The organism is Botrimarina hoheduenensis, assembly GCF_007859815.1.
GTDB classification, from domain to species: Bacteria; Planctomycetota; Planctomycetia; order Pirellulales; family Lacipirellulaceae; genus Botrimarina; species Botrimarina hoheduenensis.
In genome coordinates this window covers 43,992-69,434 of the sequence record NZ_SJPH01000012.1, presented here as the reverse complement: position 1 = coordinate 69,434, position 25,443 = coordinate 43,992, and the positions used below count along the sequence as shown (strand labels likewise).

The 25,443-nt window shown below is 63.5% G+C and carries 20 protein-coding genes; 4 read left to right on the top strand and 16 right to left on the bottom strand.

Annotation, left to right across the window (positions count from 1 at the left end):
• Window positions 1-66: 66 nt before the first annotated feature.
• From Pla111_RS16640 to Pla111_RS16600, 9 genes are all read right to left on the bottom strand, one after another.
• Window positions 67-600, bottom strand: a complete 534-nt coding sequence (locus tag Pla111_RS16640) for a hypothetical protein (protein WP_146575587.1) — start codon at window positions 598-600, stop codon at window positions 67-69.
• A 215-nt stretch (window positions 601-815) separates the two neighbouring features.
• The gene (locus Pla111_RS16635) at window positions 816-2,171 is read right to left on the bottom strand and encodes an amidohydrolase family protein (protein ID WP_146575586.1); all 1,356 of its coding nucleotides are present in this window, start codon (window positions 2,169-2,171) and stop codon (window positions 816-818) included.
• 205 nt (window positions 2,172-2,376) lie between these two features.
• Entirely contained in the window at window positions 2,377-4,629 is a 2,253-nt protein-coding gene (locus Pla111_RS16630; RefSeq protein ID WP_146575585.1) for an ABC transporter permease subunit/CPBP intramembrane protease, read from the bottom strand.
• On the bottom strand, window positions 4,626-5,408 hold the full coding sequence (locus Pla111_RS16625; protein ID WP_146575590.1) for an ATP-binding cassette domain-containing protein: 783 nt from the start codon (window positions 5,406-5,408) through the stop codon (window positions 4,626-4,628). The genes Pla111_RS16630 and Pla111_RS16625 overlap by 4 nt, the downstream gene beginning before the upstream one ends.
• A 164-nt stretch (window positions 5,409-5,572) precedes the next feature.
• Entirely contained in the window at window positions 5,573-6,712 is a 1,140-nt protein-coding gene (mqnC, locus tag Pla111_RS16620) for a cyclic dehypoxanthinyl futalosine synthase (protein WP_146575589.1), read from the bottom strand.
• 105 nt (window positions 6,713-6,817) lie between these two features.
• On the bottom strand, window positions 6,818-7,621 hold the full coding sequence (locus tag Pla111_RS16615; RefSeq protein WP_146575584.1) for a menaquinone biosynthetic enzyme MqnA/MqnD family protein: 804 nt from the start codon (window positions 7,619-7,621) through the stop codon (window positions 6,818-6,820).
• Between the two features lie 211 nt (window positions 7,622-7,832).
• Window positions 7,833-9,605, bottom strand: a complete 1,773-nt coding sequence (locus tag Pla111_RS16610; RefSeq protein WP_146575583.1) for a putative ABC transporter permease subunit — start codon at window positions 9,603-9,605, stop codon at window positions 7,833-7,835.
• Between the two features lie 35 nt (window positions 9,606-9,640).
• Complete coding sequence (locus Pla111_RS16605) at window positions 9,641-10,396, bottom strand: ABC transporter ATP-binding protein (RefSeq protein ID WP_146575582.1); 756 nt, start codon at window positions 10,394-10,396, stop codon at window positions 9,641-9,643.
• A gap of 82 nt (window positions 10,397-10,478) precedes the next feature.
• The gene (locus Pla111_RS16600; RefSeq protein WP_146575581.1) at window positions 10,479-11,444 is read right to left on the bottom strand and encodes a hypothetical protein; all 966 of its coding nucleotides are present in this window, start codon (window positions 11,442-11,444) and stop codon (window positions 10,479-10,481) included.
• A 294-nt stretch (window positions 11,445-11,738) separates the two neighbouring features.
• Between Pla111_RS16600 and Pla111_RS16595 the strand changes: the two genes are divergently transcribed.
• Entirely contained in the window at window positions 11,739-11,990 is a 252-nt protein-coding gene (locus tag Pla111_RS16595) for a hypothetical protein (RefSeq protein ID WP_146575580.1), read from the top strand.
• Between the two features lie 126 nt (window positions 11,991-12,116).
• Here Pla111_RS16595 and aroA read toward each other — a convergent pair whose 3' ends face one another.
• From aroA to Pla111_RS16580, 3 genes are all read right to left on the bottom strand, one after another.
• Window positions 12,117-13,403: a 3-phosphoshikimate 1-carboxyvinyltransferase gene (gene aroA, locus Pla111_RS16590; protein ID WP_146575579.1), complete on the bottom strand. Its 1,287-nt coding sequence runs from the start codon at window positions 13,401-13,403 to the stop codon at window positions 12,117-12,119.
• Between the two features lie 81 nt (window positions 13,404-13,484).
• A complete protein-coding gene (locus Pla111_RS16585; RefSeq protein WP_146575578.1) occupies window positions 13,485-14,744 on the bottom strand; it encodes an outer membrane protein assembly factor BamB family protein in 1,260 nt (419 codons plus the stop codon).
• Window positions 14,745-14,862: 118 nt separating this feature from the next.
• A complete protein-coding gene (locus Pla111_RS16580; protein WP_146575577.1) occupies window positions 14,863-16,815 on the bottom strand; it encodes a YdjY domain-containing protein in 1,953 nt (650 codons plus the stop codon).
• Between the two features lie 41 nt (window positions 16,816-16,856).
• Here Pla111_RS16580 and Pla111_RS16575 point away from each other — a divergent pair, with 41 nt between their 5' ends.
• The 3 genes from Pla111_RS16575 (at window position 16,857) to Pla111_RS16565 (ending at window position 20,691) form a co-directional block, all read left to right on the top strand.
• Entirely contained in the window at window positions 16,857-18,692 is a 1,836-nt protein-coding gene (locus Pla111_RS16575; protein ID WP_146575576.1) for a hypothetical protein, read from the top strand.
• A 28-nt stretch (window positions 18,693-18,720) separates the two neighbouring features.
• A complete protein-coding gene (locus tag Pla111_RS16570) occupies window positions 18,721-19,434 on the top strand; it encodes a YggS family pyridoxal phosphate-dependent enzyme (protein WP_146575575.1) in 714 nt (237 codons plus the stop codon).
• Window positions 19,435-19,539: 105 nt separating this feature from the next.
• Window positions 19,540-20,691: a flavodoxin/ferredoxin-dependent (E)-4-hydroxy-3-methylbut-2-enyl-diphosphate synthase gene (locus Pla111_RS16565; protein ID WP_146575574.1), complete on the top strand. Its 1,152-nt coding sequence runs from the start codon at window positions 19,540-19,542 to the stop codon at window positions 20,689-20,691.
• A 94-nt stretch (window positions 20,692-20,785) separates the two neighbouring features.
• Here the strand turns inward: Pla111_RS16565 and Pla111_RS16560 are convergent, their stop codons facing one another.
• From Pla111_RS16560 to Pla111_RS16545, 4 genes are all read right to left on the bottom strand, one after another.
• Entirely contained in the window at window positions 20,786-21,148 is a 363-nt protein-coding gene (locus tag Pla111_RS16560; protein ID WP_146575573.1) for a hypothetical protein, read from the bottom strand.
• A gap of 97 nt (window positions 21,149-21,245) precedes the next feature.
• Window positions 21,246-22,292: a potassium channel family protein gene (locus Pla111_RS16555; RefSeq protein ID WP_146575572.1), complete on the bottom strand. Its 1,047-nt coding sequence runs from the start codon at window positions 22,290-22,292 to the stop codon at window positions 21,246-21,248.
• 158 nt (window positions 22,293-22,450) lie between these two features.
• Entirely contained in the window at window positions 22,451-24,406 is a 1,956-nt protein-coding gene (locus Pla111_RS16550; protein ID WP_231931118.1) for a preprotein translocase subunit SecA, read from the bottom strand.
• A gap of 110 nt (window positions 24,407-24,516) precedes the next feature.
• Window positions 24,517-25,230 carry a hypothetical protein gene (locus tag Pla111_RS16545; protein ID WP_146575570.1) on the bottom strand — a complete coding sequence of 238 codons (714 nt, stop codon included), beginning with the start codon at window positions 25,228-25,230 and terminating at the stop codon, window positions 24,517-24,519.
• Window positions 25,231-25,443: the final 213 nt, after the last annotated feature.

Sequence of the window (25,443 nt, the reverse complement as noted above, 5' to 3'; positions counted from 1 at the left end):
ATCCGTCAACTCAATCGCGACCGCTACCCGCATGACGGCCTCCGTGGGGTTAGAACGCTCCGCGTTCTACCACCCCCGAACAGTCAGCGCAATACGGTCAGGGAACATCGCCGCGGTACAGTAGCTGGTATAGAGTGCTACTCTCCCGATGGCGTCATCAGATAGAGTTAGTCTCGCGATCTGGAAATTGAGTTGATCTTGAATGATCAAGCCGGGAGTTGCAGCCCAAGCGATGCTGACTCGCTCATCATCAAAAACCAACCTGGTGGGCCCGTCGTGCAGATCCACGGCTCCACCAACAATCAGAACCGGTGCAGATGTCGCTGCATCTGCTCCGCCCATGGCGACAAAAGAATCACTTGCAAGTTCCGGCACCAGACTAAAAATAGCCGCGTTCGGAGGCGAGTTGCCGCCGAAATCAGGAGTGTTATAGATCGATCCTTGGGTCAACTCGATCAACAGCTGTTGACCAAATATCCGCCCGTCGAAATCAACCAGCAGATCATTGACGATATAGCCCGCCGGGGTGGCGGCGACGGTGGGCTGCACGAAGCGGGGCTGACCGATTATTCCCGCCGTGGCGGAAACTGTCAGCGACAAAGCGCACAAGCAACTCGCAATACGCATCAAACCGGCACCAGAGGAGTGAACCGCTAGCCAGAGGATCGAAATCCTTTTCCCAAACAAAGCCCTACCGTAAACCTCTTGGGCACCGTGAGTCAAGCAAAATGAGGCCAGGCGCACATCACCTTATAGCGCTCCTGCCGCGCAGTGAATAAAGGTTTTCTCGATAGGCTCACGCGACAGGGCGTCGCTCACACCGCCACGGCGCCCATCCGCTGTCCGCCGAGCCACACCGTATCGACGTCGATCTCCTCGGCGAGCAACCGGCCGAAGAGTTCCGCCGGGCGTCCCTCGACACCGGTCGGGAAGGGGACACTTACCAGGTCGGCGTGCGCTCCGGGACGGATCGCGCCAACGTCGGTCAGGCCCAGCGCTTGCGCGCCGGCAAGGGTGCCCATCCGCAAGATCTCGACAGGATCAACCTGCGGGTGCCGTGCGGCAACCTCACGCATCTCGCCAAGGATCGAGAGGTCGGGGTTCGAGGCTAGGCTGTCGGTGCCCAAGCAGACCGGCACGCCGAGCTCGAGCGCCGTCGCGAGCGGGTAGGGGGTGTGCTTGAAGTGGGCGTGTGTCCGTGGGCAGTAGACCAGCGACATCGCCGACGAGTGGCGGGCCATCATCGCCAGCGCGGGATAGTCCAGGTAGTTGCCGTGCACGACGAGCGCCTTGGGAGCGCGGGTGAGCATCCGCAGATAGTCCAACGGGGTTGATCCGCGTCCGATGACCCACGGGTCCCACATGCCCCGCTCTTCGAGGATCTGCTGGAAGGGCCCCTTGCCCTCGTTGAGCAGTTGCAGCTCCTCGGGCGACTCGGCCAGATGCAGCGCCACCGGCATATCTTGCGACACAGCGACCGACACGAGCTCGCGAATGAGCTGCGGCGACGCGGTGTAGGGCGCGTGCGGGCTGACGCCCACGCGGTACTTGCCGCCGACCCACTTGGAGGGGAGCGGCGCAGCACCGTTGAGGGCCAGCCCGCGATCGAGCGCCTCGTTGTTGATGGCGGCCCCATCGGTGCCCGACGCCTGACGCACGAGCTGGCCGTGCACAAAGTCGTGCAGCTCTTGCAGCCGCTGCTCGGCGGCCGCCAGGGCCGAACCGGCACGCGCTTGTGAGAAGCCGATCGACTCTTGCAAAAGCACCAGCCGTGGGCTGGGTGCCGTGGTGGCGTAGGCCTCGGTCTCGGTGCGGCAGATCTCAGCGAGGGTGGTGGTGCCGCTGCGGAGCGATTGCTCGAGTCCGCCGGAGATGGCTTTGCCGATCTTCTTGGCGGGGGGGCGTTTCTCGATGATCTGCCGAATCCACGTGGGGAGCGTCACTCCCTTGCGACCGACCCGACGTTTCAGATGGCTGAACTCGAGGTGGCAGTGTGCGTTAACAAAGCCGGGCATCAACGCGACATCGCCCAGGTCTTCGACCTCGGCGTTGGCGGGTGCCTGGCGACCGATGCGGACAATGCGGCCCGCTTCGATGACGACAACGCCATCTTCGATCGGCGGCGCGGCAACCGGGAAGACAACCCGCGCTCGAAAAGCCTGTATGGTCATAGATTTCCTAAGAGCAATCGCTTTGGCCGAGGCACCCTTGGCGACGTACGAGGCCGCCGGGATGCTGACCGTTGGCTCGGTCGAGTTCGCCGGGCGCGACTGCGCGGCGTGGCCGAGTCAGGTGGCGTTCGGGGCCGCAAGTGGCGACACTCCTCCTCGAGACGCCAAGCCCGCACAGCGTCGGGCCATCCGATTCCCACTCGCGTCACACTCGCGACGGAGCGGTTCGCAGCCCGACCGGATCGTGCGGCAGGCCGCACTCACGGCGTCTCAGGGCGTACAGCACGGCTGCCGCCCCGAACACTCCCAGAATACCAATTGGGGCTGTGTAGCCTAGTTGCTCGCTGCCGATTTCGGTGAAAACGATCCCGTCAAGCCCCCACGAGGCCGCAAACTCGGTGATCGACTCTCGGTAATACGCAAGCAGGAGAGGCAGGGCATTATAAATCGCGTGGAAGACCACACAGGGGAGTAGGCTCCCGGTCCTGAGCGCCACCAGTCCGAGGACCACGCCGATGGGCGCGGCCGCGAGGGATTGCTGCAGAATGGTGTGAGTGGCTCCGAACAGGGCAGCGGTCAGCAGCACCCCGCCGGCGTCCCCCAAGGATTTACGCAGTCCCGAGAGAATCACGCCCCGGAAGGCCAGCTCTTCGCATAACGCGGGCAAGAGAGCAAAGAGGCCAAGAACCCCCCATAAGGGTGGGTTTTCGCCCGCCAAGGCACCCAACCCCTGGAGCTGCTCCAGCACCTCGTCGGAGAGGGGATACTGCTCGCGGATCCATTGAGCCAATCGCTGGCCCACCGGGTGCATGGCGATTGCCAGCAACGCGGCCAGAGCCACCGTGCTCCCTCTTGGGGGTCGGTCTCCCCACAGCGATCTTCGCCAATTCGTCGTAAACGCGATCGCCACCAGCAACGCGGGCAGCGCAATGCAACCGATCTGGCCGATCAGCATGGCAGCCGTCAGAAACCCCTGACCGGGGTTGGCGGGGGCCAAGTAGGGCAGCCCAATGCGGCTGGCGAACTGTGCTAAAAAGATCAACCCGACGCAAGCGATCGCGGCGGCGGGCGAAGGCGTCGGGCCGCGATGCTCGCGCAGCGCTGCCAGCCAGCGCCGCAGATCGAACCGTTCACCTTCGCGGAACAGCACCGACTCTTGGTTGAACTGCGTAACGGCCCATTTCACCGCCAGCCAGCAGCAGGTGAGGGTCACCGCGATTACCGGCAGGGCGTAGGTGGCGGCCGTCGCCATATCGCCGCCGATCACCGAGCGTAGCAGCAGCACCAAGCCCATCACGGGCACGAGGCTATTGCCGAGCGAGAGTTCGACGCCCGGCATGATCGGCAGCACCGTGAGCGGCATGGCGGCGAGCAGCAGCGGCATGAAGTAGTACTGCCCCTCTTTGCTACTGCGGGCGTACGCGGCCAGAGCGAGACTCAGCGCGCTGAAGAGCGCCGCCACCGGCACCAGCGCCACGAGCAGCCACACGAGAGAGTTAATCGACGGGGGCGCGATCGTGACGCCGCCGGTTGCCTTGCTGATCGAGCCGATCAGCAGCTGCATCATCGCCGCCGCGCCTGCCAGATTGAGGCACGCCGTGAAGATGCTGAACGACATGACAGTCAGCAGCTTGCCCAGGACGATCTCGCCCCGCCGTGCCGGGCTGGCCAGCAGCGTTTCTAGTGTGCCCCGCTCTTTCTCGCCGGCGCACAAATCGATCGCCGGATAGAACGCGCCGGTGAGCGCCCACACAAACGTGATGAGCGGAAGTAGCTTGGACCAAAATAGGGCGTCGCGGCTGGTGGGGGCCGCCACATCGAGCTGCTGAACCGCAAACGGTTGGGTGACCGCCGCGGGAACGTTGCCCGCGGCGAGGTTCGAGCGAACCACCCTTTGCTGCCAGACGCGTAGCAATTCTTGGACGCGTTGGTGGGCGACCTGGGAGCGCTCGCGCCCCGAGTTGTACAGCACCAATGGTGAGGGGGGATCGAGCCCCTCATTCGGTGCTTCTTGCGGCTGGCCGGCAGTGCTGGGCAGGGCTAGGTTGCGGCGGACCTCGTCAAGTCCCTCGGCAAATCCGGGCGGAAAGCCGAGCAGCACATCGACCTCTCCCGAGGCGAGCGCCTCGCGGTAGGTTTCGACGAGCAATTCCGGTGTTTCGTCCACCCGCTGGACGGTCATCCGCGAACGCTGCGACGGATCGCTGAAGAGCTCGCCGGTAAAGCCCTCGTCGGACAGCAGCGGAGGCAAGTCGGGGAGGGCTTCAAACTGCTCGGCACCGCCTACAACAACAACCGCCTGATGCTGCTGCCGGAACTGCGAGAGCTGAAAAAAGACGCCGCCCAAGAGCGGGTACATCAGCAGCGGTAGCACAACGATGACGAACAGCGTCCGCCGATCGCGGAGCTGATCGCGCATCTCACGGCGCCAGATTAAGCGGATGTTGCGGAGGTTCACGGCGCGGCTTCTCCTGTGACGGAGAGCGCATCGGCCGGGGGCGACGGCTCCGAGGTTGCGAGGCGGAAGAACAGTTCTTCCAGATCGTTCTCACCGTGCCGATCGCACAGCTCTTCGGGGGTACCCGTATCGACGATCCGACCATGACTCATCACGGCAATCCGGTCGCATAGGCGTTCGACCTCGCTCATGATGTGGGTGGAGAAGATCACGCACTTACCGGCGTCACGCAACTCGCTCACGATTTTGAGCGAAGCGCGTGCGGCAAAGGCGTCCAGCCCGTTGGTCGCCTCGTCAAAGATAATCACGGGCGGGTCGTGGACCAGCGCGCGGGCGATCGAGGTTTTTTGCTTCATGCCGGTGGACATCTTGCCGCCGAGCGTGTCGCGCAGGTCTTGCATGCCGAGCTTGTCAAAGAGCCACTCCATCCGCTCGTGCAGCTTGGGACCGTTCATGCCGTGGAGCTGGCCGAAGTACTCGACGAACTCCCAGGCGGTCATGCGATCGTAGACCGCCGTGCCGACCGAGATAAAACCGATCTGGTTGCGGACCAGCTCTTCTTGCCGGACGCAGTCGAAGCCGTTGACGAGGCTGACGCCGCTGGTGGGCTTGAGCAGCGTGGTGAGGATCCGCAGGACCGTCGTCTTGCCCGCGCCGTTGGGGCCCAGCAGACCGAAGGCCTCACCCGACGAGGCGGTGAACGAAACGCGGTCAACGGCCTTGAAGTCGCCCGCGGCGAGGTCCGGATAGACCTTCGTCAGGCCAACGACCTCGATCATCGGCCGACCTGTTTTTGGCGAAGCAGGGGAGTCGGGATCGGGGATCCCCGTCGGATCCGTCATGACGGGTTCTCGGGCGGCAAGAGCGGTGCTGAAGCGCCGCCGGCAGGGCCTGGCGACACCGGAGGCCCTCCACGCGGAGCGGCGTACCGGCTTCCGCAAGGTTAGCTCACCACCGGCAGCTGCGGCAGCCGCTTGGAGGCGTTAACAGCTTTCAATTCGAGCTCGCGGTCTACCAATTGGTAAAAGACGTTCCGCTGGCGCGGTTCGTAACCGATTTCCCGAATGCTCTGACGGATCTGTTCGAGCGTGAGGTGGTGGACCGTGCCCGCTTCGGCAACCACGTTTTCTTCGATCATCAGGCTGCCCATGTCGTTCGCCCCGTACAGCAGCGCCATCTGGCCGACTTTCAGGCCCTGAGTCACCCAGCTCGACTGCAAGCTCCGAAAGTTATCTAGATACAGACGCGCCACGGCGTTGGTCTTCAGATACTCGTGAGCACCGGCTGAAGCCAGATGGTCCATCTGCGTGTTGTCGGGCTGAAATGTCCAGCAGATGAACGCGGTAAATCCGTTGGTCTCGTCCTGAACCTGGCGCAGCCGTTCGAGGTGCTCGATCCGCTCGGCGAGGGTCTCAACGTGGCCGAACATCATGGTGGCGCTGCTGATGCCGCCCAGGCTATGCCAAACACGATGAACCTCTAGCCAATCGTCGGTCAGGACTTTGCCGCGGGTGATCGCTTTGCGGACACGATCGACCAGGATCTCACCACCGCCCCCGGGCAGGCTGCCGAGCCCCGCCGCGCGAAGCCTTTCGAGCACCGTCTTGAGCGGCAGTTTGTTCACTTTCGTGAAGTGGTAGATCTCGGGGGGGCTGAACCCGTGGATGTTCACCTGCGGGTAGCGGGTCTTGATGCTCGACAGCATTTCCTCGTACCAGTCGAGCTTGAAGTCGGGGTGGAGTCCCCCCTGGAGCAGGATCTGATCTCCGCCCAGCTCGACGGTCTCGTCAATCTTTTTGAGGATTACCTCGAGCGGCAACACGTACCCCTCGGCGGACTTCGGGCTCCGGTAGAACGCACAAAAGTCGCAGACTGCGGTGCAGAAGTTGGTGTAGTTGATGTTCCGATCGATGTTGTAAGTGCGGTACGGCTCGGGATGGAGCCGCTGCGTGACTTCATTCGCGGCCCGTCCAAGCGACGCAAGATCGGCTTCTTCGAGCAGCAGCAGGCCCTCGGCAGGCGTGAGCCGCTCGCCCGCAACCGCTTTGGAAAGGACCGAAACAACAGGGCTGGCGGCGACCATGGCTGCGGGCACCAAAAGAGGGAAGCAAAGGAACTATTAACAGGGCTACGAGCAACAGGGCAACGAGCGGCACCTATCCGGGCGCGACGTTCTACTCGCCGATCTCTACTCGCCAGTGAGCGGGGCGGGCGTTGCGGCCAACGGCTTCAACAAGCCCGCTTTGACCACTGCCGTCCGGAAGGCGTGCAACGCGCGGAGCTCTCGTTCGCCTAGGTGAAAGCGAAGATTCTCACGAAGGTAACGCTCCGCGTGATCCTTGCTAAGCCCGAGGGCGAGCGACTCGCGGTCGGCGATCTCAGCGAAACTCTCGACTCCGCGATCACGACACCCGTTCAGCTGAGCAGCGAGCGACGCGGTTGGAATGCCCGCGCGGGCCGCCCAGCAGGCGAAGACAAAGGGCAGGCCGGTGTCGCGGTGCCATTCTTCCCCCAGATCCCATGCGGCGACGATCCGCTCGGCCTCGGTATCCGAAGGGGAGTGCATCGCGCGGTCGCCGATTAGCAGCACGGCGTCGGCCGTGACGCTCGACAGGCCTTCGCCGATCGGCAGGGGCAGCGTTGCGGGGCGCACGCCGTGGCGATTGAGCAGCAGCACTTGGCTCAGGGCTGCGCTGGTACGCGAGCCCTCGTCGAGCGCGAGAGTCCGCACCTTTTCAGGCGGCGTCCGAAAGTAAAGCTTGACGCTCCCGACCGCTCCGTCCGATGCCACGCAGGCGTCCGAAACAATCCGATAAGCGGGATGGCTCAGGATCTCAAACGTAGGGATCAACGCCACGTCCAGACGTTCCGCGGCGAGCGAGTCTGCCAGACGGCTGGGCAGATCGCACCGCAGCGACGCGGTGGGCGCAATCTGAGCGAACCCCTCGATCAGAGGCTTTGAGTTCAGATAGTTGACGGCACCAACACGCATCGCGGGGTCAGATAGCTGAGCGTGAAACGAATGGGGGGCTTCGCAAACGGATAGCAACCTAACGGAACCCCGTGTGGCGGACTAGCTCGGGCAAAATCGGGGAGGCGGGCATCGGACGCAGCATCGCCTACGGCATGTTGGTAACCGCGGGGCGGGGGTCGGCTTAACCCTCGTGCCGGGTCGCCCATACCGCGGGTTAACCCGAGAAATCTCAGTAAAACTCGAGTTGGTTGAACGCCCGGATGCCACGCCGGAGCGGCACTATCGTCGTGACCGTTGCCAGCAAGAGGGCCGTGACGGCCCCGCCGATAAGCCACCCGATCAGTCGCGACCCTTCCAGGAAGCGCACGTTCAGGCCGCTCCCCTGGGCGACCAGATAGAGATGGCAGGGCAGGGCGGTCAGCAGCACGATCAGGCTGATGTAGGTTGCGCTGAGGACCAGGTTGAGCGTTCCCCCGAAGCCCGCGGCGATTTTGGAGGGAGACGACTCGCGAAAGTCGGGCATGGCCGCCCCCAAACCCACCGCCAGTCCCGCGAGCCCCACGCAAAGCAGCATCATCGTGAACTGGTGAACGCCGACCACCAACGGATCGACTCCCAACACCAGGTCGCTCGTCAGAATCAACAAACCACAGGGCCCAAGCGACCCGAGCGCCGCGAATAAGAACTTGCTCCAGAGAATCGTTCTGCGACTCACGGGCAGCAGGCCCAGGATCCAGAATCGGCGGCCCTCGAGACTGATCATCGGGTAGATGAACCGCGTGGTGAAGGTCGAGAGGATCAGTCCAACCACACCAAGATTCAGAAAGCTCACGGTGTTGATCCACGCCGTGTGGTTGAGGTTGCTGCCCGGAGCGCTGAAGCGATTGATATTTAAGAAGTACAGACCCAGCAATCCGAAGAAGATCAAGAACTGCGACCACTGCACCGGGTCGCGGCGGAGCAGCCGCCAGTCTTTCATCAGGATCAGTTGCACGGGCGCGGGAAACGGCCGGAACAACCAGCCGGCTACGCGATCGATTGTCGTGAGCCCCGCCCGTCGGGGGGCTCGTGGGCGGCATTCCAATTCACTGAACGCCCGGCGGAAGGTTCGTTTGGCGATCGTGACCACCACCAACTGACACACCAGCGCGTTGGACACGAGCAACGCCAGAAACATGAGGGCCCGGACCGCCGGGGTCTGATCCAAGGGGAGCGGGATCGTCGGCGGGGGGCTCGCTGCGTCGAGCAACGCGTTGCTCAGCCACGAGCTTGGCAGCATTTCGGACTGGGTGAAGCGAAAGCGTCGGAGCGTGTCGTTGAACCACTCGGCACCGAACAGCTCGGCCTGGGGGGTGCGTACCGTTTCCCAGATCGCCCAGCCGGCGGCACCGACGGCCAGGCTCGCCACGAGCGCCGCAACGGTCAACCGAAGGTGCGACAGGTAGCGGATCAACAGCAGGCAGGCCGCCGCACCGATCCCGCTGGGGATATAAACAAACGCCAAGATCAAAGGCCCGATCAAGGCGTAATAATGCCACGGCGCTTCCGCGACCAGACCGTACGCAATCGTCAGCGGGCTGGCGAGCAGGAAGAATCCCCAGCTGCTGAAGAGCGTTGCTTCTTGCAGCTTGTGCTGGACGATCCGCTCGGGCCGCAGGGGCTGGGTGAGCAGGAAACGCGTCTCTTCGGAAGCGAACAGACCGCTATAGAGAATGATTCCTGCGGAAAAGATGAGCATCACGTTGAGCGACGCAAAAAACAGATGAAAGATGAACTCAATCGTCTGCGCGTGGTACTGATCTCCCACGGGCCCGACGTGTTTCACTAAGAATTCAAGACCAAAGTAAAACATCGCGAACAACGCGATCCAGAACAGCACGCTGAGCAGAATCACGAGCCCCGTCCGGAGCCGCGCTGTGGTTAATACCTGCTTGAGCTGCGCGCGAACGGTTTGGTAGCGCAGGCGCCGCATCAGCCGTGCCTCGTCGGCTGCCCCGAGCATCGGGGGCGTCGTGTTCAGGGGCGGCTGCGGCGTTATCACGGGCTCGGGCTCTCGGGTGTCGGTTTGCCCCGTTCATCGACGAGCGACAGATAGAGCGATTCGAGCGATCCGCCGACCACGTGACGCTGCTCGCGTAGCTCTTCTAAAGTTCCCAGGAAAATGAGTTCTCCCCGATGCATGACCCCGATCCGATCCGCCAGCTCCTCGGCGGCCGTTAGCGTGTGGGTCGACATGAAAACGGTCGCGCCCCGTTGCGAGTGTGCTTTCAACAGGTCTTTCACCAGCCGGATGCTGTGCGGATCGAGTCCCACTAGCGGCTCATCGACGACCAGCACGCGCGGATCATGCAACATCGCTGCCGCGAAAACCGTCCGCTGCTTCATGCCGTGCGAGTAGCTTTCAGTGAGCTGATCGACAAAGCTGCCGAGCCCGAAGCGTTCGATCTGTGCTGCTAAGGCCGCGTCGGCTGTGCCGGCGCGGAGCCCATGCATGTTTGCCACGAACGATAAAAATTCGCGGCCGGAGAGCTTGTCGTACAGATGCGGCTCATCGGGCACGTAGCCGACCCGTTGCGCGGCTTCGCGAGGAGTGCGGGCCACGTCGAACCCGTCGATCGCGATGCTGCCTCGGCCCGGACGCAGCAAGCCGACGAGCATCTTGATGGTGGTCGTTTTGCCGGCCCCGTTATGTCCCAGCAACGCGAACAGCTCACCCGGCTGAACGATCAGATCGAGCTGCTTGACCGCTTCGGTTGAACCGTAGCTCCGCGAAACCGCTTCGAACTCGATCATCGACGCTCGCGGAAGGGCGCGGTGGAAAGGGAGACAGTGGGGAAGGTACGGCGGTCGGTGCCTAGCGCTACGCGGTGGGCGATTACAGAGCTGCGCCGACTTTCCGACGTGTGTTGACCTTGTCAGTTGCGTTGGCTTCCCAGGGAAGCGTGGTGCTCTCGGTGAAACCGTTCTGGTCTTGGTCGAGTCGCTCCGATCCGAGGCGGGCTGATTCGGCTTCGCTCAGCCGATCAAAAGTGATCCGGCTGCCGAGGAAGTGTGCCTCGTGCTGGAGCACGCGGCCATCTTCCGCGACCAGCATCGTAGCACGAAGCCGCCCCTCGTCGGAAACGCCCGCCTTGACCGGAGCGCGAAACTCGACCAAGCGGGCGACGATCGATTGTCCGTTGTGCGAGGGCTTGATTTCTTCAACCACGAGTGCGTTCAGAACCTCAACCGGCGATTTGAGTGTTCCGAAAGGGCTGTAGACCTCTTTCTGCCAGCGCCGGCCGACATAGGCTGAGAGCAGCTTTGCCTCGGGCATCAGTTCGCTTGCCAGCAAGCCCTCGGTGGGCCAGTCGTGAGTAACGCGGTTGTCAGCAAACTCGCCGGCGCGAACCCGGAGTTCTAGCTTTGCGTCTTTGACTCGGCCCGTGACAATTACCGGCTCGTGAAGGTCTTTGATGGTGATCCGCATCTTGAAGTGGGACAGACGCTCGAGCGGATCGAAAACCGTGTGCGTGTCGATATCAAGGCCCAGCGACTTGAGCGTGGCCCCGATCGCAGCGAGCCACGGCGGAGCGGCTCGGGGGGGCTCCAGGCGATCCAGCGTCACGCGGCTATGGATCTCCGAGACGCCGTTCACATCGCGGGTGGCTTGCAGGACCGCAACGCCACAGGGCTTGCCATCGACCGAGAGTCGCCAAGCCACGGGCTCGACCTGGTTGAGCATTGTCTTGCTGGGAGGCTCGCCAGAGAGAATCGCCGGCAGAATCCGTTCCGACACGAGCCAAGCCATGGATCCCACCCAGAGCGAGAGGATCGCAAGCGTATAGAGCTTTCCTGCCATCCGCTGACCCCGTTTCTGTCCGGCCTGGCTTAGGGGAGGGCCTGTCGGCCTGACTCCCGGGGGGGATTGGAAGTCTGCCCCTTCGCGTGACACGGAGGGGCTCGCTTCCGCCCTCATCATAGCGAAGCAGGGGCGTTGCGCCCCCTAGATTCGTTTTTGCCAAAGCCCGCAGATTCGCGCCAAACGGCCCGATTTGACGCCAGAAACACTCGAAGAACGTTGAAAATTTCGTTTCAGGCCGACTAGACTATTGGTTCGCGAGCTTTCGGACCCATCCCCACAGGAGGTGCCAAGATGCCCGGATCTCTTTTCTTTGTACAGCAGTGCCCGGCTTGTTGCCGCAGTGTTCAGGTGCGCGTGGACTACCTAGGCAAAGGGATTGAATGCCCTCATTGCCGCGCCGAGTTTGTCGGCTCCGAGTCCAACCCCGAGCAGCGAGCGGCTTCCGAATCAGGGTTGGCTTTGCTCGATCGCGCCGATGAACTGCTGAAGGAACTACGCCGCCGTGCCGCCGAACGCGACGCTAAAACGGCAGATGTTGCTTAAGGCAGTTGGCAGGCAGGCCGCTTTGGCCTGCAGTCAGCTGAGCCGGAAGCAAACTGAGCCTGAAGCCCGTGGCAATTTCCAGAAAAACGAGCCAGCTCGCAATCGCCTGCTGAGCCCGCGCGTCGCTCACCGAGCCTCGGCGGTGAGCCTCGCAAGATCTTCGAAGTACTCGGGATAGGTTTTCGCCGTGCAGCCCGGATTTTTGATCCGCACACCGGGCTGACGTAGTCCGACCAGCGACAGGCTCATGGCCATGCGGTGATCGTCGTACGTCTCGATTTCGGCGGCGCGCAACGAGCGGGGTGAAATCACCATGCCGTCAGGGCGTTCTTCCACCTCAGCACCGAGGCGGCGGAGTTCAGTTGCCAGATCGCCGATGCGGTCGGTTTCTTTGTGGCGATTGTGTGCCACGCCGGTCACCTCGGTCGGCCCCTCGGCGAACAGCGCGACAGCCGCGAGCGTTTGGACCGTATCGCTGATGGCGTTCATATCGAGTCGGGCTCCGCGCAGCGTCCCGCCCGTGACAGTCAGCGCGTCCGGGCCGCGCTCGACCGTGCAGCCCATGGCTTCCAGGCAATCGACAAAGCGGACGTCGCCCTGCAGCGCGCGGTCTGAGAGTCCCTGCACCTCGACACGTCCGCCGGTGATCGCCGCCGCGGCCCAAAAGTAGCTTGCCGCCGAGGCGTCGGGCTCGATCGCGTAGTCACACGGCTGATAACCTCCCACGGCGGGAACCGTAAAGCGCGAGGCGGTGGGGTTGGCCTCCACTTGCACGCCGAAGTCGGCCATCACACGGGTTGTCATCGCCACGTAGGGCTTGCTAACGAGTTCTCCATCGATGAGCAGCTCGACATCGCTCGCGGCAGCCGGAGCGGCCATCAGCAGCCCGCTCAGAAACTGACTCGAGATGTCGCCCCGCACCGCGGCCGTCCCGCCGGGCAGCCCGGTGGCTTTTACCACCACGGGGGGACATCCGCCGGCCGATTCGCAGCGGACGTGCGCTCCCAGGGCGTTGAGCGCTTCGACCAGATCACCGATCGGTCGTTCGCGCATCCGGGGTACCCCGTCGAGACGGAAAGAACCGTTGCCAAGGGTTACCAAGGCGGTCAGGAAGCGGATCGTCGTACCGCTGTTGCCGACAAACAGATCCGCTTGTGAGGCGGGCAGGCGGCCGCCGACCCCTTCGACGACGAGCGTCTGGGGGTCGGTGGCCGACACCCGGATGCCGAGCCGCCCCAGACTTTCCACCATGACGCGCGTATCGTCGGAGTCCAGCACCCCGGTGAGCCGCGACCTGCCCGAGGCCAATGCCGCGCACACCAAGGCGCGGTTGGTCAGGCTTTTGGAACCCGGGGGGCGGATCGAGGCGTGGATCGGACCCTTCACGGGGACGATCTCGATCGTTTCCGACATGTGTAGCGAAGGTTGGTGGCGTGACGGGATCAAACGCCATGCGAGGCGTCAGCCTCGAGCCAAGCTCGGGGCCCCAAGAGCTTACCCCCCTGCGGCGGTGCCCGCAGCGGGTGCCTTGTCCGCGGCGATCTTCCACAGCTTGCCGCTGGTCCGCACATACAGGGCACCGTCCGCTAAAGCCGGAGAGCCAAGCACCGGCTCGCCAAACGAGGTCTCCAGCAGCACTCGGCCGCCATCGTTGACATCGAGCACCCACGCGTCGCCGCTGGCATTGATCAGACAGGCGAGCCCGCCCCCCACGACCGGAGTTGCCCAGAACCGGTCACGCAAGCGTTGCCGCCAGACCACCTTGCCCGACGATAGGTCTCCGCAGACCGCCACGCCGTTGCGGCTCACGATAAGGACGCGATCGCCCATCACCACCGGCGTTGGCGAGCTGGGGCTCAGCTGCGCGGTCCGCCACAGCGGCTGGGGGTCGGCTTCGTCCGCTAGTTCGAGCGCGGTCAAACCCGCGGAGGCCACCAGCAAGCGATCTTTGGCTTGGACGGCCGAGGGAATGCCCTCGCACTCCAGATCGAGGTTCCAGAGGGGCGTGCCATCGGAAAGCTGATAGGCCCCCACGCGATCGCTGCTTTGTAGCACCACCGCCTCTGCCATTCCGTCGGCCGAGACGAGCGGACACGGGGTTGTCCAATTCGATTGTTGGGGACGCGCGACCTCCCACTTGGTGGTGCCCGTGGCCGCATCAACCGCCAAGGCGAACGAGTTCTGCTGGCACTCCGCTTGAACGACTACCACCCCTCCCGCGACAACGGGCGAAGACGCCATGCCGATGTCGTTGCCGAGCCCCGGATGGTCGAGCGTCAAGCAGCGCATCCATTGCAGCTGGCCTTCAAGATCGAGCGCGATCAGTTCGTTTGAAGAAAAAAATGCGTAGACGCGCTCGCCGTCGCTCGCCGGCGTGGGAGCCGCGTTGGCTGATGTCGGGTGGCAGAGTGTGCGGCCGACCGCTTGAAAACGGCGCTGCCAGAGACGCTTGCCCGTCTGCGCATCTAGCGCTAACACGTACAGGCGCTGACGGCGGGGCCCGTCCGAGGCGGTGACAAAAACACGTCCGCCCACGACGATCGGACCCGAAACCCCGCTTCCTGGCAAGTTGGCTTCCCACGCCACGTGGCGGCCCTGTTCGATCGACCAATCGCTCGGCATGCCGACCTGCTGGGCCCCTCCGCCACGGAAGTCACGCCATTCGTCTGCCAGGCAAGGACCGGCCAAGCTCGCGAACAACAGTCCGCTGGTTAACGCGGCGGAGACAACACGGGGCACAGAGATCATTGCCATAGCGTTAGTCGCGTGGGGCTTGAGGAAGTGATCCGTTGCACGATTCGGGGGGCTCTGTCGGCCGATGCCGCAAGGCGGGCAACTGATCGCGGAGAGAGCGACCAGGGAAGCGGATGTTTCAGGGATTTTCTTGGAGAGCGGTGACCCCTTCGATCCGGCCGCCGGTGGCGTCGCAAACGCGCAGCTGGAACCCCCATGCCTTTGCCCAGGGTTCGGGCTGATTGTTCTGGCAAACCTTAATCAGCACGTTGTTGGCTCCTGCGTTGAGTTTGGCTTGGGCGCGGTATTGATCCACGGCGGAGCCATCGTGGTAGATCTCGTTCTCGGCGATGAGATCGCCATTGACCCACACCTTGGTGGCGTTCCGCGAGGTGTACCGCACCTCGATATCGCGGTCGGTGTCGCTCGTTAACGTTGCCCACGCGTAGCCAACGGACGACTGTTCTGCCGCTAAACCGGTGTTCAGATCAACCTCGCCAAGCCGATCACGCGACGTGTATGACGACCAAGTGAGGGTTCGCGACTTACCGTCGGCTAGCGGCTTTCCTACCAGCGATACGTCTGCCGAAAGAGATTTTTCCGGTGCCTCTGCATGAGAGAAGCCTGCTCCAGCGGTGTTGTCGAACGGGCCGATCAAACGCCAAGCGGTTACGAAGCCCATGATGTCGGTCAGCGTTTGCTTTTCGCCCAGGTCTTCCAGCGCCGCCGCTGCGGCTTCGACTTGGTCCAGCACCCGTGCTTTGCTCAAGGCAACCCGATAGAGCGCCGCCCGAGCGGCTTCACGGTTGGTCGATTTCGTTCCGTTCGGCTCATCGCCGGCCTCCGCTGCCCGTTCGAGCAACAGTTGCACGGCGTCGTAACGCAGCTCTTCGTCCCGATCGTCGGCGAGAGTTTCCAGAAGCGTTTCACGCTCGTCGGGTCGATGCTCGATCAGCAGCTCGTAGGCGGTCCTGCGGGACAGGTTGCTGAGCTCGGTGCTGCGGATGGATTGCCGCAGAAGCTCGGCCTCCTGGTCTTTCAGGCCGGTTTGCTTGGCCGTCTCCGACGCGGCGGCGAGCGCCGAGCGCAGCCAATTTGCTGCCAGCGGCGAGGCATCGCTTAGCGTCTGCAGCACGTTGGGCCAGGCAGCGGGCTCTGACTGCGCGACGGCTTGCCAAGCCTCACGCAGCGCGGGTGTCGAGCCGGTCCCCACTGCCGCCCCGGCGAGCTTAGCGAGAGCTTCGTCGATTGATGTGGTCGCGGGGGAGGCCACGATACCCGTTTTCGTAGTGGGTGCCTCACCACCGGGCTCGTTGACCGGCGCGATCGAAAAAATCAAACGCACGGGCGTACCAACCGGCGGGATCCGCTCGGTAAACGGCTCGAAGAGCAGCTCTTCATTGGACTGTGTGCTCGCGGCGGGCACATCCAGCAGCGCTGTGCCGAAATTTGAAACACAGACCAGATCCCCCGCGTCGGCCAGGTAGTGCTGCTGGCCCGTCTGCGGATCGGTCCACAGGCTGCTGCCGACGAAAACAAACGGTAGTTCCATCGCCTCTCCCGTGTCGATATGGCGGATCCAGTCCTGTGCGCGGGCCGTTTGGGCCACGCCGTCGGCATCAGTCCATTCGATCTGAATCGCGATTGGCGTCCCCGTTGGCGGCTTGTAGTGCGGCTCGAAACGCACCGGTGTGCCGGGCTCGGCACCGATCGCCAGCAACGACGTATGCAGGAGAAATCCCTTGGCATCCACCGCCACAATCGACTCGTGCTCTTTGGTCTGCGCAGGACAAGCAAACATCTCGAGCACCCCCTCGCGCAACACGACTCGTCCCCCGACATAGACCCGACCCGCCGAGGCATCGACCCACACCTCCTGGTCAGGCGTCATCCGGCGGGCATGGGGCGGTTCGGCGGGTTCGGCGCGAACGATCGCCGATGGCAGAAGCCCCGCGGCAATCAGCACGCAAAAAAACACGTCCGGGAAGACGCTAGGACGGAACGGCACAGGGCGATACGCTGAGACCATAAATGCCTCGCTCTTATGTTTTGGGGCCAGATCGACCGACTGCTGGTTATCGCGTCTTCGCATTGAATCGCCCGCAGCATAACGCCGAACGATGAAGGATCGCCATGGCTGGCGCCACAATCCCTGCTCTGCCGACAACCGAACTTTCCGCTGAGCCTTTCGGCGAACTAAGCGCCAAACAGCTCTGGCGCAGCGAAGCCTCCGCACGTGTGCGTGCGGCCTGGAAGAGCGGCGACCGCTCGGCGGCTTGGGAACTCTACCGAGCCGAGCTGGCCAAGGCGGCCAGTGACCACGCCCTTGCCACCAGAATGTCAGCGATTGCATGGGGAATCGTCGAACCCTCGGAGCTGTGTGCGCGACTCGTGAAGGCCGCCAAGCGGGCCGACAAGCTGCCCGCCAAGCTCGGCGATCTAGAGGGGGCTGCCAACGACTGGCTCGACAGCCTTGAGACGGCCTCGTTACCAACCAGTGACGATCAGACACAAGCGCTTGACGCGATCGCCTGGGGCGTCGTTGTCACCGCGGTCCCCGGTGCTCTGCCGACACCGCTGTGGCTGCAAATGGTGCAAACCCTCTTGGCGATCGCCGAAGAAGCGACGCATCCTGGCGAATCGCTCGAAGAGGCCCCTCCCGCAAGAACCATCGTCGCGACCCTGCTGGCCAGCGAGCTACCGCTGCTGCTGGCGACGGGGCTCAGTGCGCTGCGGCCGGCCCACACGCAGCTGGAAGGGGCTTGGGAGCGGCTCAGCGAGTCGCTGGTCGAGCTCTCCGACGGTGAGGGGGCGGTCGGTGCTCGGTTGCTTCCGGCGCTCCCATTGCTGCTCGCGAGCTGGACACGCTGCCGACGGTTGGGCCAAGCCACGCGGCGCGGGGCCTGGTCGTCCGACGCGCAGACGCAGTACGAGTGGATGGTGCGTCACGCGCTGCGGCTGATCGATAGCGAAGGGTATCTCCCCTTGGCACGCGACGGTGGACGCCTGACCCCCATGATCGCAGCCGCCCTGAAGCTGGATGGCGACACCGAGGACCTTGCAGCCGCTGCCCGCCGATTGGGGATCGCTTCGAAGCACGCTGCCAGCACGCCGCCCGACCCGTCGGTCGAGTCCGAGTGGGCCCAGTGCGCGGTGCTTTCGTCCGGTTGGAACCCCCAAGCCCCCCAGGTGGTGGTCAGTTGGGATCAGCCAACCATGCGGATCAAGCTCCGGGCTCAGAAGCAGACGCTCTTGGAGGGGGATTGGCCCCTGGCCGTGCGGCGTGACGGCAAGCCTCTGGTCGCGGTCGAAGCCTGGGAGTCGCAGTGTTGGTACAGCGACCAAGACTGTGACTACTTGGAGCTGGCCACGCGGCTTTCCGACGGGGCCCGACTTGAGCGCCAAGTCATTTTGGGTCGTCAGCACGGCGTGCTGGCGATCGCCGAACTGGTGATTGGCGGCGGCTCGGAAGCCGTTTTGGAGAGCGAGACCCAATTTTCGCTTGCCGCAGGGGCCCGTTTCGCTCCTGAGGCCGAGACCCGCGATGGCGTGATTCAGGCGGCTGGCAAACCGGCCGCGGCAGTCTTCCCCGCCTCGCTTGCCGAGTGGCGAGTCGAGCATCGCGGCGGCGAACTGTCCGAGAGCGAAGGCACGCTCAGTCTGCGGACCACCGCAACCGGCAGAAATCTGGCCTCGGTGCTGTGGTTCGACCTCGCCCCCAAACGGTTTATGAAGCAGCGGACCTGGCGCCGATTGACCGTCGCCCAGTCGCTCAAGCGTGTTACGCCCGACGTGGCAGTGGGCTATCGGATTCAGAGCGGAAAAGACCAATGGTTTTACTACCGCACGCTCGATCCCCCCGCCAATCGCACCGTCTTGGGACAGAACCTTTCTTCCGAGGCCTTTGTCGGACGGTTCTTGCCGACCGGCGAGGTCGATGAATACTTCGAGATCGAAGCCGAATTCTAATCGCTTGTTTTCTTTCGCTGCGTTCTCTATGCCCTCTGCCGACGAAGTCCGCGCTCTCGTCGGCAAGAACCTTGCTCACGTTCAAGAGCGTATTGCGCAGGCTTGTCATGCCGCGGGCCGTGCGCCCGAAACGGTCCGACTGATTGGCGTGAGCAAGTACGTGGGGCCCGACGAAACTGCTGAATTGGTTGCGGCGGGCTGCTGTGACCTCGGCGAAAGTCGGCCGCAGCAGCTCTGGGATAAAGCGGAAACGCTCACCGAGCGCGGCTGTCAAGTTCGGTGGCGGATGATCGGTCATCTGCAACGCAACAAGGTCGCCCGAACCGTGCACTATGCCGACGCCATCGACAGCGTCGATAGCCGTCGACTGCTCGCTGCGATCGACGCCGCAGCGCAAGCCATCGGCAAGCAACAGCAGGTGCTGCTGGAGGTCAACATCTCGGGCGATCAAGAAAAACACGGTTTTTTGCCCGGAGAGGTTGGTCAGGTCGTTTCGGAAATGGCAACGACTTGGCCGAACGTCGTGTTGCGAGGCCTGATGGGCATGGCTTCGCTCGTGGGCGGGGAAGCCGCCGCGAGGCAAAACTTCGCCGACCTCCGCCAGTTGCGCGAGCAGATTGTCAGCCAGACGGGTGTCGAACTCCCTGAGCTGTCGATGGGCATGTCGGGCGATTTTGAAGCGGCCATCGCCGAGGGATCGACCCTCGTGCGGATCGGTTCGGCTTTGTGGGCCGGATTGTGAGTTGCCCGCCGGCACGCAAAGATTCGCTTTACGAGCCTTCCGTTGCTCGGTTGGCTCACACCACCGCAAACCCGTTCACTTCCGTCGTATTCTTAGCCGACGTCTATGGTTCAGATCACGCGTAAACCAACCCGCAGCGTCCGCATCGGCAACCTGACGATCGGTGCCGGCGCGCCGATTGCGGTGCAGAGCATGACCGCGACGCGCACGCAGGACATCGACGCGACCGTGGCGCTCGTCGAGCTGATGGCGGCGGGCGGGCCCGGCTTGGGGGCCGACGTGGTCCGTATCGCGGTGGACAGCAAGGCCGATGCGGCAGCGCTCGCCGAGATCCGCGGGCAGACCACGGCCAACTTGTCGGTCGATCTGCAGGAGAACTATCGCTTAGCGGAACTCGTAGCTCCGCATGTCGATAAGCTCCGCTACAACCCGGGCCACCTTTATCACCACGAGCGTGAAAAGCCGTGGCAAGAGAAGGTCTCTTACCTGGTCGAGGTCGCTCGGGACAACGACTGTGCGATGCGCGTGGGCGTCAACTGTGGGAGCGTCGATCCCGCGAAGAAGGCCAAGTACGACCCCTCAGACAGTCTTGGGCCGATGCTCGAGTCGGCGCTCGACCATTGTGCGTATCTCGATTCGATCGGATTCACACGCTACTGCGTCTCGCTCAAGGATTCGGACCCCAAGCAGGTGGTCGAGGTGAACACGCGGTTCGCCGAGGCCCGGCCCGATGTGCCGCTGCATCTGGGCGTGACCGAGGCGGGCATCCCGCCCGAGGGGGTCATCAAGACACGCATCGCTTTCGAGCAACTCATTTCACGCGGCATCGGCGACACGCTCCGCGTGTCGCTCACAGTGCCCAATCATCGCAAGTTCGAGGAGATCGAGGCCGGCCGGGCCATTGTCGCTGACATCTATGCGGGCCGCACGCGGAGCGTGGTCGATTACGGCCTGCCAACAATGAACATCATCAGTTGCCCGAGTTGCAGCCGAGTCGAGAATGAAGCGTTCGTTGATCTTGCGGAGCGGGTGAAGGAGATGACCCAGTACGCGCGCGATCATGCAATCACCATCGCGGTGATGGGCTGTCGGGTAAACGGTCCGGGTGAAACGGACGACGCCGACCTCGGGCTCTGGTGCGGCCCGAACTACGTGAATCTAAAGCGGGGCGAAGAAGCCCTCGGCCAATTCGGCTACGACGAAATCTTGCCGCGTTTGAAAGCGGAGCTGGACACGCTCATCTCTCAGCAGGCGTGAGTGCCAAAACGGCAAGGCAAAAGCACTTGCTCCGGGCATAAACCTGCTGTCGAGTACCGGCGGATCGAGGCCGGCACTCGACAGCGTTCAGCGGTTAGGTTCCGGGCCGCTGCTTCTTGCCGCGCCGTTTGCTCAGCGTACGAACTACCCGACGCGCGTAGTTGCGATCCAGCCGGGCAAGCCGAACGCTCCGGATGTCGATCGTATGTCCGAGCCCTTGGGGCGGCTGCACAAAAACGAACGGGAGGCAGACGTCGATCACCCGCAGCGGTGGTTCCGGATCGCGCGGACGGAAGCAAGCACGCAGGATTATTTCCTGGTAAGGCGAATCCGAGCAGGCGTTGCCGTTCAGCCATTCGTACTCGACGGACAGCACGGCTACATAGTCTCCCCGCCGCACGTCTTCCGGAGAGAGCGTCTTGGCAAGCGTGGCGGCGGTGGAAGTCTTGGTGCTCATCAGCGTGGTGGGGTCAGCTCTTGGCGACGTACTCCCTGCACGTCACCGTCGATCGAGGACCCGCTGTGCGCGACGAGGTTCGCGCGCACTCTCTGACTTAGACACCGGCCGCTGTGCGTGACGTCGCCACTTTAGCGGCTCGTTGCATCTGTGTGACCACCGCTTCACCACCGGCAAAGATCACGACGTCGTTTGCTTTGAAGCAGAAGTCGCCTGACGGCTGAACTACCAGCTCACCGTGTGACTCATCGACCGCGACAAACACGAGCCCCTGTAATTTCGAACCAAGCTCGCGCACGGTCTGACCTTCGGCCGGTGATCCTGCCTGGATCACGATCTCGCCCAACTCGAAGTACCCGGCGTGCTCTTCCCCACGATTGAGGAACTTGGTGAGCCGCGGGTGCACGAGCGCTGTGGCGATCGTCTTGCCCGCCATCTGGTGCGGCGACACCACCAGCGCGGCACCGGCGTGCTCCAGCTTGCGAGCGGAGGAAGGGCAATCAGCGCGGGCGATAATCCGCACGCCCGGCTTGAGCTCGGCCGCTGTGACCGTGATGAACATGTTCTCGGCGTCGCTGTCCACAACGCAAACCACGCAGCTCGCGCGATCGATGCCCGCGGATATGAGCACTTCGTCGTCGCTGGCCCGACCGGCGATCACGAGTCGGCCGTCGTTAAAGGCTTGCTGCACGCTCTCGGGATGCTGCTCAACGATCACACAAGCCCGCCCGTCGCGGTCTAGCTCGTGGCAGATCATCCGACCCATGCGGCCGTAGCCGCAGACAATCACATGGTCAGAGCATTCGGCGATCTGGCGTTTCATCTTGCGTCTCGCAGCGGCGTCAACGTCTGAGGCGATCTGCATCAGGGTCGACAGGGAGTAAGTGAACGTGCCGATCCCGCCCAGCAGGATCAATGCCGCGAACGCGCGGCCGTTTTCACAGAGACCGTAGTCGCCGTAACCAACCGTTGTGACAGTGACCAATGTGAAGAAGAACGAGTCCCAATAAGACCATTCTTCTTCAATGAGGCTGAACCCAAGCGTGCCGATAAGCATCACCGCCGAGGCCATCAGCACGCACCGCACCATCGCCATTCGGCGCTGGGCCTCCGCGGCATCGGTATTGGCGGCGTTGCGTCGCAATATGCTCAGCGATCTGGATACGGAATTTGCTTGAGATCCAACTTCTCAAGTAGATAAAGCTTAGGTCGCTCTGCGCGCGACAGTATCCAAGTTCTAATCCCGAGAACCGGTACGAACCGATTGACCGCTCTGCAGAGGGGGTGTTTTGCCGGTTGGCTTTAGCCGGGCGTATCGAGATACGGGTCTTGGCTCATCGCCCGTTGCATCTTCTGCCGCTCTTTGTCGTGATAGAGAAGCACCTTGCGATCGCGGAAGTGGCGTCGTTCGACGCGGCGCTGGGCGCGTTGGAAGACTCGCTCGTACGAGCCAGCGAGCGAACCGGTGAGCGTTTCACCACGACGGCGGAGCCGCTCCCCCGGCTTCTCGCCCAGGCCTTGAGCAAGGATCTCGTCGTCCAAGGCGAGATACTGCCGGTACGACCCGGGGTCTCCCTGCCGACCGCACCGGCCGATGAGCTGACGGTCGATCCGCTTGGACTCGTGGAGCTCGGTGCAGATGACGTGCAGTCCGCCCGCTTCGTGAACGCCCTCGCCCAGCTTGATGTCTGTTCCACGGCCCGCCATGTTCGTAGCGACCGTGACCCGGCCGGCTTGTCCCGCGGCGGCGACGATCTCTGCCTCGCGGGCGGCGTGGCGGGCGTTGAGTACGGTGTGCTCAATGCCTGCCTCGGAGAGCAACTTCGCGACGCGTTCGCTTTTGTCGATCGAGCGGGTGCCGACCAGCACGGGTCTTCCCGCAGCGACGACCTCGGCGATCTCTTCGACGATCGCCAACCACTTGGCGTCGGCGTTGCCGAAGATGCGCGATGCCAGTTGCTGGCGGATCGGCGGGCGATTGGTAGGGATCGGCAGGCAATTCACCTTGTAGATCTTGCGCAATTCTGGAGCACTGGTGCTCGCCGTGCCGGTCATACCGGCCAAACGGTTGTAGCGCAGGAACAAGTCCTGGATCGTCACCCGCGCGGCCGTTGCTGTTTCAAAGGTGACCTCGACCCCTTCCTTGGCTTCGATGGCTTGATGCAACCCGCTCCGCCACTTGCGGCCCTCGGCCAGTCGGCCGGTGAACTCATCGACGATGACGATCTCGCCGTCGCGGATGACATAGTGCCGATCGCAGATCATCTCACGGTTCACCTTGATGCCGCGCTCGACGTAGTCATAGATCTCCGAAAGCGGCAGATGATCCATGGCGGTCGGCTTTGCGGTCTCGCGCACACGGCGGCGACCCGCGAGCGTTAGATCGACGCGTTTCTCTTTCGGATCGTAGTCATAGTGAAGCTCTTCTTCGTAAGACGGGGCCTCGGCGGCCGCCCATTGGTAGGCCTCGGCCGCGATCTTCTCATCCTCGCCCGGTAGCGCGCTGATGATCAGCGGCGTGCGGGCCTCGTCGATCAAGATGCTGTCCGCTTCATCGACCAGCATGAAGTGCAGGTCGCGCTGGACCGGCTTCTCGCCACCGCCTTCTCCTCCGGCGAGCATCTCGCCGAACAGATCGCGTGCACCCTCTTGGATCTGGCGTTTCAAGAGGCGATCACGCAGAAAGTCGAATCCCATTTCGTTTGCGGTGCCGTACGTCACGTCACTCGCGTACGCTTTGCGGCGTTCGGGCTGCGGCTGCTGCGACTGGATGACGCCAACGGTCATGCCGAGCGCTTTGAAAACCGGCTCCATCAGCTCGGCGTCGCGGGCAGCCAGGTAATCGTTGACCGTCGCGAGATGGGCCCCTTTGCCTTCGAGCGCCGCGAGATAGAGCGGCAGGGTGGCGGTCAAGGTTTTGCCTTCGCCGGTCTGCATCTCGATGATCGAGCCGTAGTGAGCAGCGGCCCCGCCGAGAATCTGCACGTCGAAGTGCCGCATATTCTTGGTACGTCGCGCTGCCTCGCGCACGAGCGCGAAGCCTTCTACAACAAGCCGATCGAGCGGTTCCCCGCTCCGTGCTCGATAACGTAGCGACAGGCTCTGCTTACGCAGATCGTAGTCGTTGAGCGCCTGCAGGGCGGGCTCACGCTGCGAGATCGGATCGATACAGCCGGCCCAACGCGCTAGCAGACGGCGATTGCGTCCGGCGGCGACGAGCTGCAGTGTACGAGCGAAACCGCTGGGAACAGCCGACACGTTGATCCGTTGGCGCGACGCGCGGTGGTTAGTGACACGAGAGGGGGAGGCAACAACGGCAATTGTTCCTCCTAGCCGGCGCGGCGTCTACGCAGACGTGGTGACTCGCCCTAACGCCAAGTGGCGGCTTCACTCGTGGCATCGGCAACCGAGGCCGCGGGCTGCTGAGTGGGCGGCCCGAGCGGGGTGATGCGGATCTGCCCGCGATTGTCTCCCCCGAGGGCCGCCAGGCTGACGGGCTCGCGGGGGCTAGCGCTCTGCGGCAATCGAGTGGTTGGCGCAGCCGTCGCATAGCTCGGAACGGAGCGTACCGGAGCCGAGCCGGCAATCCAGCCGCTGGCTGTCGCGGGGGCTTGGGCAATTGAGTTGGGGCTGATTGGCTGAGCCGACCGAGGGATCGCCGAGCCGAAACGCAGCGGAGCGCCATCGCCCGGGACCGCAACCGCGTCGCCCGCGGCAAGCGACGCCACGGGGCTCCGGTTGTCGATTTGGCCCAAGGGAGCCGGTGCAGGGGTAATCGGTGCCGCAGGGGGCGTGCCGAACGCACTGGGGCTCGTGCCAAACGAGTTGGGGCTAGCGTAGGGGCTTGCGGCCGGGGCACCGTAGAGAGGCGCACCGGCGGGTGCCGAGTAATACGGGCCAGCTTGCGGGGCGGGCGCGAGGTGAGTCGCCGGTGGCGCAACCCGATCGGTGGTCAGAAACGGATTGGGGACGCTTGTTTTCGATGTCGAACACCCCGCCATCAGCCCGAGGATCATCATCGCAACGATCCTGCTGCGGATCGGTGCTTGAAGGCGGGCAGGCCTTGAGCGACGGCTCGACATACGGTTCCTCGCTGGCGGGGCTCGATGCGGCAGGGGCCGCGCTACGCGGTGAGACGATCGTCTTGAGGGCGATCGCCTTGTCGATATTCGCTGCGAAGGCTAACAGGCTGACGGGGTGTGTCGAGAGCACTTTGACGACTCGCGATAGCTGCCCCAACAAGCGACTTTTGCCGGTGTGGCGACCCCCAGCAAGCGCGGCGGTCGGGGTTGGCA